Genomic DNA, 17,362 nt, shown 5'->3' with positions numbered 1-17,362 from the left:
CTTGAACCGCAATACCAACGGACGTTTGCTTGTTATTTCGCCGCGCTCGACGTGTCCGCCCACGCCACCTGGCCGTCTCGGAGGACCAGTTCGCCGTTGTCGTCCAGCACCCGGAAGGAACCCGCGCAGGGCGACTCTGCAAGGTTCATCTCGACTGTCAGCTCCGCCCCGGGGCGTATCGGCTGGGCGAATGTCGCCGTGAGTTGGCGTACACGGCATCCCGGCGGCAACTGGTGGCCGATGACACGGCCGGTCAGCCCGAAGCTGCACAGTCCGTGCAGGATCGGCTGCGGGAACCCGGCGGCTCGCGCCGCCCACGGATCCGAATGGAGTGGGTTCGTGTCGCCGTTCAGCCGATACAGGAGGGCCTGATCCGGCCGCAGCATCACTCTTCGTCGTGCGGTGGGTACGAAGACTCGGCCGCGCGCGCTCGTGGAGCCCACCGGTCTGGTCACCTCCGGGCGCGGGTGCCGCACGAGCAAAGTTGAAGTGACAGTACCGATCTCACCCGCGCGGTGGTGGATGATCGTGCTACGGAACTCCAGCGCGGTTCCGGAGCGCCGTGGTCGGGCGCTCACCACTTCGGTCTCGATTGCGACCTCGCCTTCGACCGGGATCGAGCCGCAGACGTCGATTCGCTCGCTCGCGTGCAACAACGCCGAGAGGGGCACGGTGTCGTCGATCCCGCTCGTACGTTCATGGACCAATACAGTCAGGAAGGCCGGGGCGGCGGCGAGGTCGTGCCCGTTCGAGTTGTCCGTGGTGTAGTCGAGCTCCTCGAAAGCGGAGTCCGAGCCGTAGCCGACACTGAGGGCATACAGCATCACGTCGCGCGCGGTATAGGAGTGGACTTCCTTCCACGCCCGACCGACCAGCGCGTTGACTTCGAGCTCGGAGATCTCCGAGCTCACGCTTTCACACCTGAAGTGGTGGGCTGTTCCGTGCCGATGACAGGTTCGGCCGGCCGGGCCCGCGCCACGAGTTCGGGCACCGTCTGCCCTACCTCTTCGAATGTCCACCGCCGGCCTCGATCATGAACGGGCCCTTCGTGCCACCCCTCGGTCACGCGGATCTCGCCTCCGAAGACGGTGAAGACCTGACCGGTGATTGTCCCGGCCTCCTCGGAGCAGAGCCAGGCGACCAGCGGTGCGGCATTCGCCGGGTCCATCGCGTCGAAGCCCTCCTGCACGGGGGCCATCAGGTCGCCGAAAAGTCCTTCCGTCATCCGGGTTCGTGCGTTCGGCGCGAGTGTGTTGACCGAGACGCCATACCGGGACAGCTCCGCGGCAGCGACGAGACCGAATGAAGCGATCCCGGCCTTCGCGGAGGCATAGTTGGCTTGACCGATGTTCCCGAACAGGCCGGCTGCCGATGTGGTGTTGACGACGCGACCAGAGATCGGTGCGCCTGACTTCGCTGCATTCCGCCAGTAGCGCGCGACCCATCGAGTCATCAAGAATGTCCCGCCCAGGTGGACGCGCATCACGAGGTCCCAGTCCTCGACGGACATGTTCACGAGCATCTTGTCTCGCAGGATCCCAGCGTTGTTCACCACCGCGTGGACGGTTCCGAAGCGATCGACGACCGTATCGAAGAGTTGGTCGACGGCGTGCTCATCGGCGACGTCGTAACCAAGCCCCAGCGCGGTCCCACCGGCTACGCGGATCTCCTCCGCCACGGCAGCAGCCGGGTCTTCGGTCTCATTGCGCAGGTCGTTGATCACGACGCTTGCTCCCTGACGCCCCAGCTCCAGTGCGTGGGCGCGACCGAGGCCGCGGCCTCCCCCAGTGACGACGACGACTCGGCCGGTAAGCGGCTTGTTCATATGTTCCTCTTCTCGACTCATCGGACCGCGGACCCGAATTCGCGGCGCAAGATGTGCTTTTGGACTTTCCCGAGGGTGTTGCGTGGCAGGTCTTCAACGATCCGCACGGCGGTCGGAGCCTTGTAGCGGGCGAGCATCCCCCGGGTGTGTTCGATGATCTCTGCCTCGGTGGGGGGTTCGTCCCCTTCCGCGGGAACCACGATGGCAATCGGGGTCTCACCCCATCGCTGGTGCGATGCGCCGATCACAGCGACATCGGCTACCTTCGGATGGGTCGCGATTGCGAACTCGACCTCCGCGCAGTAGATGTTTTCGCCGCCCGAGATAACCATGTCCTTTTTGCGGTCGACGACATAGATGAAGCCGTCTTCATCCATTCGGCAAAGGTCGCCGGAGTGGAACCAGCCACCCTCGAACGCCTCGGCGGTGGCGTCCGGACGGTTCCAGTAACCCTTCATCACCGTTGCGCCGCGGTAGACGATTTCACCCACGTCGCCGGCCGGGACGTCGTTCATCTGCTCGTCGACGATCCGGACCTCGACGTTCATGACCGGCAGCCCGACGGATCCGAGCTTTTCGGGATAGCGGTGGGTCGGGAGCATGCAGGTGCCGGCACTCATCTCGGTTTGCCCGAAGATGGCGTAGATCCCGACTCCGGGAAAGGTCTCGTTGAGACGTTGCAGCAGGGACCGGGGTGCATTCGATGCGCCCCATGCGATGCGCCGCAGCGCCAGCTTGCGATCCGCGATGCCTGGCACTGCGCACACTTCGTCGACCTGTGTTGGCACGAAGACCGCCGTGGTTACGTGGTTCTGCTCCATTACGTCGACGATCTCGGCGGCGTCGAAGTGTCCCGTGTCCATGATGAGGCTGAGGCCGCCAGCCATGAATGGATACAACAGAATGTCTATCCCGCCGATGTGGAACTGCGGCATGCCGGACATCACTACTTCGTCCGCCTCAACGATGCCGAGCGTGCCGCCGTAGTTGAAGGTGTGAATGACTAGGTTCCGGTGGGTGAGCTCGGCTCCCTTCGGAGCGCCGGTTGTGCCGGAGGTGTAGACAAGGAACGCTGTGTCGTCCTCCGTTGGCGATTCCCCGTCCCAGGGCTCGGCGAACACCTCCCCGTATGGGGTGAACCCGGCAATCGGCTCGGCTGCAGTGCTGATTCGCGCTCCCGAGAACGCGACCTGTGAGGCGGCCTCGGCAGTGGCGGCCTGGAGCGCCTGGTCGGTCAAGATCGCGCTCGCACCGCTGTCGCGCAGAATGTGGGCGATCTCCCGGGGTGTGAGGCGGAAGTTCACCGGAACGGCGATTGCGCGCAGGTGGAGGGCTGCGAACCAGGACTCGACCGCTTCGATCCCGTTGTGCATCACGACCGCAACTCGATCGCCCCGGCTCACACCGCGAGCATGGAGACCGGCCGCGAGCCGCAGTGAGCGGTCATAGAGTTCGGCGTAGGTCAGCGTCCGGTCGTGATACCGGACCGCTGGGTTGTGTGGAAGGCGTCGCGCGTTGCGCGCCAGCATCTCGTCGACGGTCATTCGTCGAGCCGTCTCGAGTGTGCGTGTTGTGGTCACTTGCAATCGTCCTTCGTAACCAAGCATTTCCGCGCTGATGGCGTTGCCACCTGCCGTACGTGCGAACGTTCGTTCGTCAATCTTGCAGAGGATAGCCATGTTGGTCAAGCACCTGGTGGTGGCTCATGTTTCTCGACGGTCGCGAATGTGGCCTCAGTCGCGATTGTGGCAATTGTGAAGATCTTTCGGGTGGCTCATGACTCTTGACAATACGATACGAACGAGCGATCGTATGCACCGAACAAACATACGTTCGTGATCAACATCACCAAGGGGTGAGACAGTGTTGTCGCACATGTTCCAAGAGTCGGCGGCCAGGGTCAGAGCGCGGTTCGACGCGAGAACTTCAACCGAGACTCGCCGTGAGAAGCGCCTTCGGGTCGAGGGGGCATCGGCGCCGTTTACACGCACCGCACGGCAACGCGAGCTGCACCATCGACTGCACACGGTCGCTCACGGCTCCGAGCCGCACGGCAAACGGCTTCTGCCACTTCGTCCTCGAATGTGGGCCGTCCCGAGCTTGCCCGACTGGCTTTGTCCCTCGCTTCGGTCGCCAGCGACATGGTGGGACGAGACCATCACCCCGCCGCCCGCGGAACTGCAGACGGTTGCCGGCATCCGGCGCGACCCCGACCAGCAGGACGCCATCCGGGAGACGACGCCGCTTTACGACTTCTTCCACCTGCACAGCGATGCCCGGGCACTGTTGAGTTCGCTCTGGGTGGCGACCGTCAGCATCGCGCCCCGCCTGCAGAGGGCGGGGCGGGCTCGTCGGCGTCATAACCAGTCACCGCTTACTCGACGTCCCTCAGCCCACGTGGACTCTGCTCGGCTGACGGAGGATTTCAAATCCTATTGCAAGGCCATCGGCCTCAGTGCGGTGGGCGTGACCGCATACGACCCCAACTATCAGTTTGTCGAGTATCGGGGGAACCAGGTCGGTGACGTCATCGTCGTGGGAATCATCGAGCAGAACTACGAGTCCACCCAGCAGGTGCCGTCGATCCGCTCGGAGCGCGCCGCTCTCGCTGCCTATGGCGAACTCGAACGCCGCATGTTGCTCGCGGCCGAATGGCTGACGGCTCGCGGCTACCGCGCCCGTCCGGAGGGATATATCGGCGAATCGCTCACCATCGCCTACGCCGTCGAAGCTGGGCTGGGGCAGCTCGGGCTCAATGGCCAGCTTTTGACACCCGCCGCGGGCTCTCGTGCGCGGTTGCACGTCATGTCCACCAATGCCCCGCTCTCGGCCGACAAGCCCGTCGACTACGGGATCGAAGGCGTGTGCGACAAATGCCAGATCTGCGTGCGCCGCTGCCCGGTAGGTGCGATTCCGGCTACTCGCAGCGAACACCGCGGCGTGGTGAAGGCCAAGCTCAACACCAAGCGATGCCTGCCCATCATGGCGCAGGCCTCGGGGTGCTCGATCTGCATGAAGGTGTGCCCCGTGCAGCGATTCGGACTGAACGCGGTCCTGGCCGAGTACGAGAACTCCGGACAGATCCTGGGAAAGGACACCGACGACCTCGAGGGCTACGACTGGCCGGTCGACGGGAAGCACTACCCGCCCGGAGTGAGTCCGAAGGTGCCCGTCGAGATGCTCCGGCCGAATGGATTCCTCTTGGACACCTCCAGGAAGGACCCGCTGATCCCGGCGCCGCCCAATGCCGAGCCCGGAGGGTACTGAGCCGCGCACCGACATGTGCACATGCCCACCAAATCGCAAGTCAGGCAGAGAGCGGTGGTTGTCCGCCCTGACCGGCAAGACCGACTCAACTGTAGGAGTGAAATGACGAGACCAGCACAGACCGCCGAAGCGGTTGGGCCCGTCGTTCCTGTCATCGAGGCCCGGGCGATCAGTGCCGGGTACACCCCCGATCGCGCGACCATCACGGATATCGACCTCGCCGTCCAGCCGGGAGAGATCGTCGCGATCCTCGGCCCAAATGGCGCCGGCAAGACAACAACCCTCCTTGCGCTCGCGGGAGAACTCCCGCTCCAGAGCGGGTCGGTGCTGCTGCACGGGTCCCCGACCGATGCGCCCCTGTTTCGGCGCGCTCGGTTGGGCCTCGGGTTCGTGCCGGAAGAGCGCTCTGTCTTCAAGAACATGACTGTCGCGGAAAACCTGCGAGTCGGCGGAGTCGACGTGGCAACAGCGCTGGAGCAGTTCCCGGAACTGGAGACGCGGCTGAACGTGCGCGGCGGCATGCTTTCCGGTGGAGAGCAGCAAATGCTGACGCTGACCCGGGCTCTCGGGCGCAATCCCAAAGTGCTGCTCATCGATGAGCTGTCGCTCGGCCTCGCGCCGCTCATCGTCGAACGTTTGCTTCAGGCGGTGCGATCCGCCGCCGACCAACAGTCCTGCGGCGTGGTGCTGGTCGAGCAGCACGTCCGGCAGGCTCTCGAAGTCGCAGATCGGGCCTGTGTTCTGCGGCAGGGCCGCATCGTCCTGTCCGGAAGCGCTCGCGAACTGTGGTCCCGCATGGACGAAATCGAGACCGAATACCTCGCGGGTTAACCAGTGCCCGCCAGCTCGCGCACGACGTGGTGCGCAACTCACCGAATGAGGAAAACAATGAAACGCAAACTGGCGGCGCCGCTCATGGCGCTGACCATGGTCTGCTTGAGCGCCTGCGGCTTGAGCAACGGGTCGGGCTCGGGTGACACAACCAAGATCATGGTGATCAGCGACTGGGACAATCCGAGCTTCGACTACCAGCAGTTGCCGACGATCGTCGAGAACGCCGCAGGCCCGGTCAATAAGGCTGGTGGTATCAACGGCAAGAAGATCGAGGTCGTGTCGTGTAATTCGAAGAACGACCCGAACGAGTCGATGAAGTGCGCACGGAAGGCTGTGGCCGAAAAGGTCGTATCCGTGGTCGGGGGCTTCAACACCCTCACGGGACAGATCTTCCCGGTACTCGAAGCGGCCAAGATTCCGTTCGTCGGCGGAGCCGTCTCACTGCCGGTCGACTACACCAGCCCCATGTCCTTCCCGATCACGAGCGGTGCGATGCTCTTCGTCGCCTCTGCGGTGCACGCGCTGCAGAACCCGGCGTGCAAATCGATCGGCTTTGCTGCCAACCAGCAGTCCGAGCCGCATTGGCTTCCCTATGTCAGCAAAATCCTCGACCACGCCAAAGTGCCTATTGTGTCGAAGGCGATCTACCCGCCCGGCACCACGGACATGGCTCCATACGTCACCCAACTCACCGCGAACCATCCCGACTGCTTGATCCTGTCCTGGACGACCGCCGACGCCGTCCAGATGATCCCCGCACTGGACACGCTCGGCGTACTCGGCCAGTGGAAGGGACGCATCTACACACACGAGCCGGCGGGCACCACCGCGCAGCTCGTGAAACAGTTCCCCAAGGAAACCAACGGGCTCTTGTCGGACAGCTACTTCCCGCCGATCAGTGATCCGGGCTGGGACGAGTACAAGAAGGTCGAGCACGCGGCAGGAAACCTCGGCAAGTACGAGGACACCCTCGGTGACGGCAGCGTGGAACGCACGTACCTGGCCTTCAAGGTATTCGAAACGGTGGCCAAGACCATCAAGGGCAACATCACCAACGGATCAATGTTCGACGCCCTCAACAAGGCGTGCAAAGTAGATATCGGATCCGTTGCCCCGGTACTCAACTTCTGCGATAAGGCCGCGGATCCGAATATCTCGCGAACGTTCAACAGCAGCTTCGTCTGGTACAAGGTCGAAAACGGCGAGTTCACCCGCGCACAGCCTGGCTTCCAGGATGTCATGCCGGCGTACCGGCAAGCGACGGGCGGCAGTTAGACCTGGTGATGAGAAAGCGCTCTTCAGTCGTGTCCGCGTCTATCGCGGACACGCAACCGAGATCATCTATCCAAGGATGCTGCCATGCATGAATTCCTCCAGTTCGTCTTGCTGGGACTGGGCAGTGGGGCGGTCTATGCGTTGTCCGCGCAGGGGATTGTCCTGGTTTACCGCGGCTCCGGGGTTGTGAACCTGGCCCACGGCGGCATCGGGATCGCCTCGGCGTTTCTCTTCTGGGACCTGCGCGCGGGTCTGTCTCTGCCGGTTGTTCCCGCAGCGCTCATCGCCGTTCTGTTCGGCGCTATTGTGGGCTTGCTCTTCCACCGACTGGTCATGATGCGCCTGAGCAATGCCTCAGCACTGGTCAGGGTGGTGGCCACGCTTGCTCTGTTGATCTTGCTGCAAGGCCTGGCCACCAAGCGCTATGGTGGTTCGCTCAAGCATGCCGAGCAGCTCGTTCCCACCACCAACATCCCCTTGCCCGGGGGCTTGTCGATTACGGCGGACCGCGTCGTCTATCTGGTGCTCAGTGTGGTTTTCGCCGCCATCCTGTGGTTCGTCTACAAGTACACCAAGTTCGGGATCGGGACGAGCGCCGTCGCGGAGAATCCACGCGCCGCAGCATCCCTGGGGTGGTCGGCCGGTCTTGTCGCTGCGGTCAACTGGGCAGCCGGCTGTGCCCTGGCATCGGTCTCGTCGATTATTCTCGCACCGATCTCCGGCCTGACAGTCGATGCGATGACAGGCCTGCTGCTGCTGACCCTCTCCGCCGCGCTGATCGGAGGCTTCCGATCTTTCTGGCTAACGCTCGCTGGTGGCGTTGGACTTGGTGTCGCCAGCTCACTGCTCGCCTACTACGGACCGAAGTGGGGAAGCTGGACGTTCGGCCTTCAGGACGCGTTGCCGTTCTTCGTTATCGTTGTCTTCCTGGTGTTTCGAGGTCGGCCCCTGCCCCTTCGGGACGCCTTCCTGGACCGACAGCCCTTGCTCGGCTCCGGACGAGTCCGCCTCGTGCCGCTTGTAGTCGTCGCGGTGGTTCTCGGCCTTATCGTGGTCCAGTCCAACTACCTGTGGGCCGATGCCTTCGTGACGACCTTCGCGGTCGCGACCATCCTGCTTTCCATCGTGGTAGTGACCGGCTACGCAGGTCAGATCTCGCTCGCCCAATTCTCTGTCGCGGTGTTCGGGGGTTGGGTCGCGTCGCGGATGATCCTCAGCTTCAGGCTCCCGTTCGAGTTGTCCGCAGTCATCGGCATCATCGCGTGCATCGCGCTGGGCCAGCTCTTCGCACTGCCTGCCGTTCGCACGCGCGGTATCAACCTGGCGATCGTCACCCTCGGACTGGGGGGCGCGCTGCACGCGATGATCTTCGCCAACGCCGACTACACGGGTGGGATCACCGGCGCCGAGGTGGGAGAGCCAACGCTGTTCGGGATCGATATCGGTGCGACGCTCTACCCCGAACGGTATGCCCTGGTGGCAGGTGGGGCCTTGATAGTCTGCACGATTCTCGTCGCCAACCTTCGTCGAGGCCGGGCGGGTCGGCGCCTGATCGCCGTCCGTGCGAACGAGCGTGCCGCAGCGTCCTTGGGCATCGACGTCATGGGAGCCAAACTCTATGCCTTCGGACTGAGCTCGGCGATTGCCGCCGTGGGTGGGATCATCTACCTCTTCAGGTCCCCGATCATCGTTTTCGGTGGCCTGTCGAACGAACAGTCGATCACATACGTCGGTCTGGCTGTGATCGGCGGCCTCGGTTTCCTGGTCGGCCCGTTGGTTGGTGCGTTACTGGCCACCGGGTCGGTATTGGCTCTCTTGGTCGACCAGGTATTCGGTCCCGGGGTGTCCTCGTGGCTCCAGGCGGTGTCCGGTCTGCTCCTGCTGCTACTGCTTATCCAAGAACCTGACGGTGCCGTGAAAGCCAACCTCGATCAGGGCCGGTGGCTGTGGAAGCGCGTGCGCGGTCGGCGGAACGTCCAGTTGCCACAGCCGGTTGAGCGGGACGATCACGACAAACCCACGTCGACGCGGGCCCATGTGGCCGGCAATGGGAACCGCAACCGCGTGACTCCCAAATCGCTTGTTGTCAGGGACATCTCGGTGATGTACGGCCGCGTTGCTGCCTGCAAGGACGTGTCGCTCGAGGTCGAGCCTGGAACCATTGTGGGCCTGATCGGCCCCAATGGCGCGGGGAAGACGACCTTGATAGATGCGATAACCGGCTTTGTCACTCCCACGTCCGGTTCGATCCGGATGGAGGGGGAGGACCTCACCCGGCGTAGCGCGATGCAGCGGTCGCGCCGTGGGCTGACCCGGTCCTTCCAGTCGCTGGAACTGTTCGAGGACATGACCGTTCGCGAGAACATGCAGGCGGCCTCGGACAAGCGCGACCGAATCGCCGGACTCACGGATCTGGTCTACCCCAAGAAGCCGGAGCTTTCGGACGCGGCGAAAGCAGTACTCACCGAGTTCCGGCTGACCAAGTTCATGGACCGGCGAGTGGACTCGCTTTCCTATGGCGAGCGCCGCCTGCTGAGCGTGGCCCGCGCTGTGGCCACTGGTCCCAGCGTCATCCTCCTCGACGAGTGCGCGGCTGGCCTGACCTCGGTGGAATCGGCCGAGCTCGCGACCGTCGTGCGGAGCCTGGCCGACGAATGGGGTATCGGGGTGCTTGTCGTCGAGCACGACATGAACTTCGTCATGAGTGTCTGCGATCGGGTGGTCGTCCTGGAGTTCGGTGAGGTTATCGCGGACGGGACGCCTGACGTCGTCAGGGAGGACAACCGCGTCAAAGCTGCCTATCTGGGAATGGGTGACACCGAGGAGTCAGACGTGCAGGCGGTCTTGGACGGCAGTTGATTTCCACCACGTAGTGAACCTATGCCGCCGACAACGCGGGGCTTGTTGTCCTCGCCCATCCGAAGGAGATCTCGACGCCGCATGAAAGACAAGTTCGACTACATCATCGTCGGTAGTGGCGCAGCCGGATGTGTGCTGGCTGAGCGTCTCTCGGAGAGTGGTCGGGATGCGGTCCTCGTCCTGGAAGCGGGTGGCTGGGACCGAAACCCACTCCATCTCGTCCCTAAGGGCTTCTACTTCACGATGTCCAATCCCCGCTACACGAAGGTGTTCACGACCGATGAGTTCGGGGACGACACGCAGCGGGAGTCGTGGGCCCGCGGTCGGGTCATCGGTGGCTCGACGACCATCAATGGATCGGTCTGGAACCGGGGCTGGGCGGATGACTACGACAGTTGGGCTGAGCGAGGTGTCACAGGGTGGGGCTGGGAAGCGTTCCTCGAGGCGTTCAAGGCGATGGAAAACAACGAATTCGGCAGGAATGGAATTCGCGGTGGCTCCGGTCCGGTGCGGATTTCCCCGGCTGGCCCAGCCGAGCCGGTCAGCGACGCGTTCCTGGAGTCGCTGGGCGAATTCGACGTCCCGACGCTGACCGACGTCAACTCCGGCGGCGGGGATCGAGCCGGATACGTGATGTCGAGCGTCAGCAACGGGACCCGAGTAAGCGCTGCCCGCGCCTTCCTGCATCCGGCTCGAAAACGGCTGAACTGTACAGTCGCGCCGAACCACCAGGTCGGTCGGATTGTCTTCGATGGCAATCATGCGGTGGGGGTGCAGGCGCGAGTCGGTGGTCGTGCTGTCACTTACCGTGCGCGCAAAGAGGTGTTGATCTGTGGTGGCGCGCTCGATACACCATTACTACTGGAACGCAGCGGTGTGGGGCGCGCGGACGTGTTGGCCGCCGCGGGCGTGCCGATCGTCGTGGAAAGTCCGAACGTCGGTGAGAACCTCCGCGAACATCGCGGAATCCGGATGCAGTTCCATCTAGAGAAAGGTCTTGGATACAACGCCAGGATCGACGGCAAGTTCCGGCAGGGGCTCGAGGGTGCGCGCTACTTGGCCGCCCGAGACGGCATCATGTCATTCGGGGGGTACAGCGTTGTGGCACTGTACCGGTCGGATCCCGATTCGACGCGTCCTGACACGCAGACACTCTTCACCCCTATCTCAACGTCCGGCATGAGCCCTTCCAAGGCCCGCCTCGTTGTCGACGACAAACCGGGCGCGATGCTGCTCACCAATCCGCTCTACCCGAAGAGCCGAGGTTCGATCCACATCTCCGGCCCCGTTCCCGAGGACGCTCCCGCTATCGAGCCGTGCTTCTTCTCGGACGAACGAGATCGCCGGCTGATGGTCGCGAGCTTCCGGAAGGCGCGCGAAATCATGCGGTCCGCACCGATCGCCGGGATGGTCATCGATGAGTTCACTCCCGGACGGCGGATCCAGAGTGATGAGGAGATCCTCAGCTACGCCTTGAACCAAGGATCGAACTCGTATCACACGCTGGGCACCTGCGCTGTCGGAGGTGACGGCGCTTCCGTGGTGGATGATCACCTTCGCGTGCGCGGTATTACCGGTCTGCGTGTCGTCGATGCGTCCGTTTTCCCGGAGATGCCCTCCGGCAACAACAGTGCGCCCACCCAGGCATTGGCATACATCGCCGCTCAGAAGATTCGCGCGGACAACGACTGACCGTAATCCATCGCGGCTCGTGTCCGCCGATCTACAAGTAGAGGAATCACATATGACATCCATCGACGTTGCACCTACTACTACGAGCGCTCCGTTGGTCGGACACTGGATCGGCGGCGCGGAAGCAGGGTCGGCCACCGGCGGGCTTTTCGAGCGACGAAGCCCGCTGGATGATGAGCTGGTCTACCGCCTTGTCCGTGGCACTGCCGAGGATGTCGACGTGGCCGTCGCCTCTGCGCTTTCCGCCGGAGCGATGTGGCGCGCGATTCGGCCGATGGAGCGCGGCCGGCAACTGCAGAGGATCGGTCGGCTGATGAGCGCCTCGATCGAAGAACTGTGCGCACTGGAGGCCGCCGACACCGGCCGTACCGTCGAGGATGTCCGAGGTGGGATCGTCTCTGCCATCGAGTTCTTCGAGTACTTCGGAGGACTGGTCAATGCCGAACATGGAGAGGTCATATCGCTTGGCGACGACTACCACGTATACACCCGGCGGGAGCCCTATGGCGTCGTAGGCGTCGTCACCCCGTGGAACGGTCCGCTGAATCAGGCAGCCCGGGCGGTCGCGCCCGCCCTCGCCACCGGGAACACGGTCGTCGTCAAGCCGTCCGAATTCACCTCGTCGTCGACAGTGGCTCTCGCCCGTCTGGCCACTGAGGCCGGGCTGCCCGACGGGGTTCTGAACGTTGTTACCGGCACCGGCGCGGTCGCTGGTGAAGCGCTGGTCAACCATGCAGGGGTGTCTCTGATCGCGTTCACGGGTTCTGTCGTCACCGGGCGTGCGATCGGACGAGCCGCCTCCGATCGAGTCGTTCCCGTGATCCTCGAGCTCGGCGGGAAATCCGCCAACATCGTTTTCGCGGACGCGGATTTGGAAGCAGCTGTTGCGTCGGCTGTTCGGGCATTCACCTACAACGCTGGGCAAATCTGTATTGCCGGCAGTCGCATCCTCGTGGAGAAGGAGGTAGCCGAGGAGTTCACTCGTTTGCTGCTGAACGAGGTGGCTTCGGTCAGGCCCGGGGAGAGTATGGGACCGATCATCACGACAAGTCAGTTCGAGAAGATTCAGGATTACTTCCGTATCGCGGAAGCCGATGGGGCCCTTCTGAGAGCGGGGGGTCGGGTCGCCACCCGCCCCGGTCAGTTCATCGAGCCGACCGTCTACTCGGATGTCACGTCGGAAATGCGGATCTACCGCGAGGAGGTGTTCGGTCCGGTGGCATGTATCGTCCCGTTCAGCGGGGAGGATGAGGCTGTCCGGATGGCGAATGACTCCGCGTATGGTCTCGTCGCCGGTATGTGGACCTCGAATCTTCAACGGGCGCACCGGATGGCGGGTCGACTCGAGGTTGGCCAGGTGCTCGTCAACGAATTCCTGGGTGAACATGTAGAGGTGCCCTTCGGCGGCCAGAAGTCTTCGGGGCTCGGCCGGGAGAAGGGGATGTCCGCGCTGCGGCATTACACGCAGGAGAAGAGTGTGGTGATGCGGATCGCCGCTGGGCAGTAGCCCAGGGCGGCATCCGGGCCGCAGAGGTGTTGCCTGCCACCCAGGGGGCGCACGAAGTGCGGCGAGCGCGGCCCGAATATACCGTTTGTCCGAATTTAATCGGCGGCAACGACGATGTCGATCGTGGAGGTGGTGCGACGATGGATATTGCGGCGGCGTTATTGAAAGTAAATTAAAATAATGCAGTGATCGCGAAGGTGTATCTTGCCGTATGAACTTGCCGGCGATTCATGGCGGTGTGCGTGCGGAACGGTTGCCGGTCGGTATGGTGCCTATGGGGCGTCGCAAGCGTTGGTTCGTAGGTTACGAACAGTTGCTAGTATGATTCTGGACTTGGCTCGGATGAGTTCTATGAGTTCTGGAGTTGGCCCGGAGGAGACAGATGACAGTGGTATCGAACGCCACCGTGTGGGAAGGTTCTAGCGCCTCAGCGATCTATGAGGCGGCGATCGAATTGTGGTCGGCGAATGGATATGCCGGTGCGAGCCTGCGCGATATCGCCAGGGAGGTGGGTCTGAAGGTCGCCAGTCTCTACAATCATATCGATTCTCGCGAAGAGTTGTTGGTTCGTATCATGCGCGACAATATGAATCAGCTTTTGAGTAAATCGGATGCTGCGGTTGCTGATGTGACGGATCCGATGGAACGTCTTCGTCGGTTCATGCGTGCTGCGATCGTTTATCACGCTGAGCATCGTCGCGAGGCGTTCATCGGCAATAGTGAGCTGCGGGCGCTGTCTCCGGAGAATCGTGCGGAGATTCAGCAGTTGCGTGATGAGTACGAGCGGCGGCTTATGGATCTGCTCGCCGAGGTGGATGCTGCCGGTGTGGTTGAGATTCCGGACATTCAGATGGCCGCGTATGCGGCTGTGGCGATCGCGTCACATGTGTCGACCTGGTATCGCAACGATGCTCGTTTGAGTATAGATGAAATCGCAGATCGTCTGATCGCGATGTACGCGCCGGTCAGTTGCCCGAGTAAGGTTGCCGTGCCGGACGAAAGCGTCAATGGCTGAGTTGAGCTGATTTCGTGTGCCGACGCGTGGTCGGGCGGTCGCAATAGTCGATGACATCAGAAAGATTTCGGGGCGCGCGCAGCGGAAATTGTTACGCGCGCCCCGACATCAGAATTCGCTCTTTACGGCGGTCAGCATGCGCAGGGTCTTTTCTGCACGGGCTGCATCGCGCCAGCTGACGTCGAAGGTCAGCTCGGTCGCGCCAGCGGCGCACAACCCTCTGAGGTAGCGCGTATAGGTGGTTGTGCCAACTAACGCGGCCGGGGCGGGAATTCGGACGACGGCGCGAAGTTCCGACGGGTCACGCCCACTCGCCGCGGCGGCATCGTGCATCCGGCGGATGACATCGCGCACCGTCTCGGCGCTGAGTCTGCCATCGACAGCGGTGCCGAACCATCCGGCACCGAGCCGGGCGATCCTCCGGAGTGCGCCAGGAGAGTCGCCGCCGACCAGAATTGGCACTCTGCCTTCGCACGGAGTGGGATGTGTGCGTGCCCCGGCGGGCAACGAGTAGGGGCCGTACTGGCCTGCCGGCGGAGAACCTGACCAAGCGGCTGTCAAGAGGCGCAGTGCCCCGTCGGTTCGGTGTCCGCGGCGGTCGAAAGGGACTCCGAGCGCCGCGAACTCCTCGCGCAACCATCCGATGCCGACACCGAGTTCGATACGGCCACCGGACAACCGGTCGAGCGTGGCGACTTGCTTGGCCAGGACGATCGGGTTGCGGTGGGCGATGACTGCCACGCAGACGCCCAGCCTGGCTCTGGTCGTGACCGCCGACAGATGGCCGAGGGTGGCGACCCAATCGAACCAGTCCTCGTCCGGTGGGGTGAAGAAGCGGCCGTCAGTGCTGAACGGGTACCTGGACTGGGTGTCCTCGACCAGTAAGGTGTGATCGGGCACCCACAGCGAATCTGCGCCACATTCTTCGGCCAGTCGGGCCATCGCGGCAAGTTTCCCATGATCTTGGTTGTGTGGCAGGTGGACGCCGATCGATACCCGGCCCATCAGTCTCCCTCTACTGAACAATCTGACCGCATGCTATACGAACGGGTGTTCGTTCGTCAATTTTCTCCGAATCCATTGACAGAGCTGATCGTCCGTCTACGATACGAACATGCGTTAGTAGTGACGCGGCACACGTGCAGACGGTCGTCGAGTCCGGACTGCCGAGCGCCCCAGTTGAAATGACCAGATTCGCCTTCATTTCGAATGGGGATTTGTTCTCGAAAGGAATTTGCCCTTGCTGTAGCTGTAACTGCTCCTTCAAGTCCTTCCTCATCCCACAGTTCTGCCTCTACGTCCGGTCCGCCGCACACTTTGCGCTCCGGCCAGGCGATGGTGCGCGGTCCATCTCAATGGCGGCAGGTCCGCCCCAATATGTCTGACGTGAGTGTTCGGACAATGTTGTTTCTACTCCCGGAAAGAAGATCGAATGAACTACGGCCACGAAGTATTCGGTGAGGGTACGTCGCAACGGTCGATGCGGGGTGCCGGCTCGCGCGCCTGGGGGGATGCGAATCAACCTCTCCTGCCGGACCTTGTCGGAAGGCTGGCGGTCACCCGAGCCGACGGTGTTGCGTACGCCGATGGCGAGCGTTCCCTCAGTTGGGCGGAGATCGCGTCCCGCCGCCTCGCATTGACCGGGGCGCTGGCCGAGTTGGGTATGAAGCAGGGGGACGGCACCGGAATTATTGCTTCCGACCGTGTCGAGTTGCTCGAACACTGGCATGCTTGCCTGGTCGGCGGTTACGTCAGGGTGGGCATCAACTGGCGTTACTCTCCTCGCGAGATCGACCACATTGTGCAAGATGCCGACCTGCGCGTGATTTTTATCGAAGATCGCTTCTCGGATCAGCTTGCCGCGGAGATTCACCGATGGCGAGACGAGGGGCGTGTCCTGGTCGGGATCGGTGCAGGCCACGATCTGGAGCACGACATGCGAGCCCTGTGCGATCACGCTGACGGCGAGCCCGCGGCCGTCGGTCCGAATGACACTGTGGCGGTTTCCTATACCTCGGGAACGACAGGATGGCCGAAGGGCGCGATTCTCACCCACGGGGCGGCCGGTGCTGCTCTGTTCGCCACCGCGCTTGGTGCCGGGCTTCGTTCCGATGACGTGATCTTGAACAATCTACCCGGTTCGGGCTTCCCGATATTCATACACACACACGCTGTCGCAGTGGGAGCGACGACAGTGCTACCCACCCGGTTCAGCGCGGAAGGCAGCCTCGAACTGATCGAGCAGCACGGTGTCACCGTGATGTTCTGCGTACCGACGATGCTGCACGGCATCGAGGAGCTAGCGCGTGTTCGGGGAATAACGAACACCAGCTTGCGTACCGTCGTCACCCTTGGTAGTCCTTCAGTTCCCGCGGTCGTCGACCGAGTCCGGCGAACGCTCGGTTGCGAGGTCCAGAACTGGTACGGCTCGACCGAGGCGACTGGCGCCGTGTGTCAGCTGCGGCCCTGGGACCTCACCGAGTTGTCGGCAGAGCCAGAAATGGTCGGACGCTGTGTGGGGCGGCCGATGGCCCACGTCGATCTTGTCATCCGAGGGGAAGACGGCCGGGAGGTACCACGTGGAGCAGTTGGGGAGATCTGCGTCCGCGGTGCTGTGATGGCGGGCTACCTCGGTCGTCCAGCTGAGACCGCTGCTGCCCTCCACCACGGTTGGCTGCGCACCGGAGATCTCGGCAGCCAGGACTCTCGCGGGTTCGTCTACGTGACCGACCGCAAAAAGTTCATGATCATATCGGGGGGATACAACGTGTACCCCGCGGTCGTCGAGAATGCGCTGGCCGAACATCCCGATGTCGGCGAGGTCGCCGTCGTCGGTGCGCCACACGAGAAGTGGGGCGAGGTGGTGGTCGCGGTGGTGGTGCCCGTCGGGGAGCGGAAAGTATCCGCCACTGCGCTGATCGACTATTGCGCACCGCGTATGGGTAAGTGGGAAGTCCCGAAGCACATCGAATTTGTGGAAGAACTTCCGAAAGGAACTACCGGGAAAGTGCAGAAATCAGAGATCCGGCAGTGGTTCGATCAGCGTCCGGAACTTCTTCCTTGGAATTCTTGAGAACACACTGATGAG

General features: G+C 62.9%; 12 protein-coding genes. 8 read left to right on the top strand and 4 right to left on the bottom strand.

Annotated elements, in window-relative coordinates; all coding sequences use genetic code 11:
• Positions 1-32: 32 nt before the first annotated feature.
• The 3 genes from NV1_RS30825 to NV1_RS30815 are packed head-to-tail and all read right to left on the bottom strand — an operon-like array spanning position 33 to position 3,504.
• Entirely contained in the window at positions 33-911 is an 879-nt protein-coding gene (locus tag NV1_RS30825) for a MaoC/PaaZ C-terminal domain-containing protein (RefSeq protein WP_067899380.1), read from the bottom strand.
• The gene (locus tag NV1_RS30820; protein WP_067899377.1) at positions 908-1,825 is read right to left on the bottom strand and encodes an SDR family oxidoreductase; all 918 of its coding nucleotides are present in this window, start codon (positions 1,823-1,825) and stop codon (positions 908-910) included. The genes NV1_RS30825 and NV1_RS30820 overlap by 4 nt, the downstream gene beginning before the upstream one ends.
• Positions 1,826-1,842: 17 nt before the next feature.
• Positions 1,843-3,504 carry an AMP-binding protein gene (locus tag NV1_RS30815; RefSeq protein ID WP_245714004.1) on the bottom strand — a complete coding sequence of 554 codons (1,662 nt, stop codon included), beginning with the start codon at positions 3,502-3,504 and terminating at the stop codon, positions 1,843-1,845.
• 421 nt (positions 3,505-3,925) lie between these two features.
• On the opposite strand from NV1_RS30815, the gene NV1_RS43980 reads away from it, so the two are divergent.
• The 7 genes from NV1_RS43980 to NV1_RS30780 all read left to right on the top strand — a co-directional run bounded on the left by NV1_RS43980 (position 3,926) and on the right by NV1_RS30780 (position 14,274).
• Positions 3,926-5,092, top strand: a complete 1,167-nt coding sequence (locus NV1_RS43980) for a 4Fe-4S dicluster domain-containing protein (RefSeq protein ID WP_169813445.1) — start codon at positions 3,926-3,928, stop codon at positions 5,090-5,092.
• A 102-nt stretch (positions 5,093-5,194) separates the two neighbouring features.
• Positions 5,195-5,923 (top strand): ABC transporter ATP-binding protein, encoded by a 729-nt coding sequence (locus NV1_RS30805; protein ID WP_067899370.1) that lies wholly within the window; start codon positions 5,195-5,197, stop codon positions 5,921-5,923.
• Positions 5,924-5,926: 3 nt separating this feature from the next.
• Positions 5,927-7,201, top strand: coding sequence for an ABC transporter substrate-binding protein (locus NV1_RS30800; protein WP_157117470.1), 1,275 nt, complete (start codon positions 5,927-5,929; stop codon positions 7,199-7,201).
• An 84-nt stretch (positions 7,202-7,285) separates the two neighbouring features.
• The gene (locus tag NV1_RS30795) at positions 7,286-10,060 is read left to right on the top strand and encodes a branched-chain amino acid ABC transporter permease/ATP-binding protein (RefSeq protein ID WP_067899364.1); all 2,775 of its coding nucleotides are present in this window, start codon (positions 7,286-7,288) and stop codon (positions 10,058-10,060) included.
• A gap of 81 nt (positions 10,061-10,141) precedes the next feature.
• Complete coding sequence (locus NV1_RS30790) at positions 10,142-11,752, top strand: GMC family oxidoreductase (RefSeq protein WP_067899360.1); 1,611 nt, start codon at positions 10,142-10,144, stop codon at positions 11,750-11,752.
• A gap of 19 nt (positions 11,753-11,771) precedes the next feature.
• Positions 11,772-13,259 (top strand): aldehyde dehydrogenase family protein, encoded by a 1,488-nt coding sequence (locus NV1_RS30785; protein WP_245714000.1) that lies wholly within the window; start codon positions 11,772-11,774, stop codon positions 13,257-13,259.
• A gap of 382 nt (positions 13,260-13,641) precedes the next feature.
• Positions 13,642-14,274 carry a TetR/AcrR family transcriptional regulator gene (locus NV1_RS30780; protein WP_067899352.1) on the top strand — a complete coding sequence of 211 codons (633 nt, stop codon included), beginning with the start codon at positions 13,642-13,644 and terminating at the stop codon, positions 14,272-14,274.
• A 108-nt stretch (positions 14,275-14,382) separates the two neighbouring features.
• Here NV1_RS30780 and NV1_RS30775 read toward each other — a convergent pair whose 3' ends face one another.
• Positions 14,383-15,279: a TIGR03619 family F420-dependent LLM class oxidoreductase gene (locus NV1_RS30775; RefSeq protein ID WP_067899350.1), complete on the bottom strand. Its 897-nt coding sequence runs from the start codon at positions 15,277-15,279 to the stop codon at positions 14,383-14,385.
• A gap of 427 nt (positions 15,280-15,706) precedes the next feature.
• Between NV1_RS30775 and NV1_RS30770 the strand changes: the two genes are divergently transcribed.
• Positions 15,707-17,347, top strand: coding sequence for a class I adenylate-forming enzyme family protein (locus NV1_RS30770; RefSeq protein WP_067899347.1), 1,641 nt, complete (start codon positions 15,707-15,709; stop codon positions 17,345-17,347).
• The last annotated feature ends 15 nt before the right edge of the window (positions 17,348-17,362 follow it).

This window comes from Nocardia vaccinii NBRC 15922 (assembly GCF_001613305.1).
Taxonomy (GTDB): Bacteria; Actinomycetota; Actinomycetes; order Mycobacteriales; family Mycobacteriaceae; genus Nocardia; species Nocardia vaccinii.
The sequence above is the reverse complement of the archived record's forward strand: the minus strand, read 5'-3'. Positions and strand labels throughout refer to the sequence as shown.

What these genes read in the sequence shown, in the direction of transcription:
- NV1_RS30795 (WP_067899364.1), top strand. Translation starts at nt 7,286, where the DNA reads ATGCATGAATTCCTCCAGTTCGTCTTGCTGGGACTGGGCAGTGGGGCG.
- NV1_RS30815 (WP_245714004.1), bottom strand. Translation starts at nt 3,504, where the DNA reads ATGGCTATCCTCTGCAAGATTGACGAACGAACGTTCGCACGTACGGCA.
- NV1_RS30820 (WP_067899377.1), bottom strand. Translation starts at nt 1,825, where the DNA reads ATGAACAAGCCGCTTACCGGCCGAGTCGTCGTCGTCACTGGGGGAGGC.
- NV1_RS30770 (WP_067899347.1), top strand. Translation starts at nt 15,707, where the DNA reads ATGAACTACGGCCACGAAGTATTCGGTGAGGGTACGTCGCAACGGTCG.
- NV1_RS30790 (WP_067899360.1), top strand. Translation starts at nt 10,142, where the DNA reads ATGAAAGACAAGTTCGACTACATCATCGTCGGTAGTGGCGCAGCCGGA.
- NV1_RS30780 (WP_067899352.1), top strand. Translation starts at nt 13,642, where the DNA reads ATGACAGTGGTATCGAACGCCACCGTGTGGGAAGGTTCTAGCGCCTCA.
- NV1_RS30805 (WP_067899370.1), top strand. Translation starts at nt 5,195, where the DNA reads ATGACGAGACCAGCACAGACCGCCGAAGCGGTTGGGCCCGTCGTTCCT.
- NV1_RS30775 (WP_067899350.1), bottom strand. Translation starts at nt 15,279, where the DNA reads ATGGGCCGGGTATCGATCGGCGTCCACCTGCCACACAACCAAGATCAT.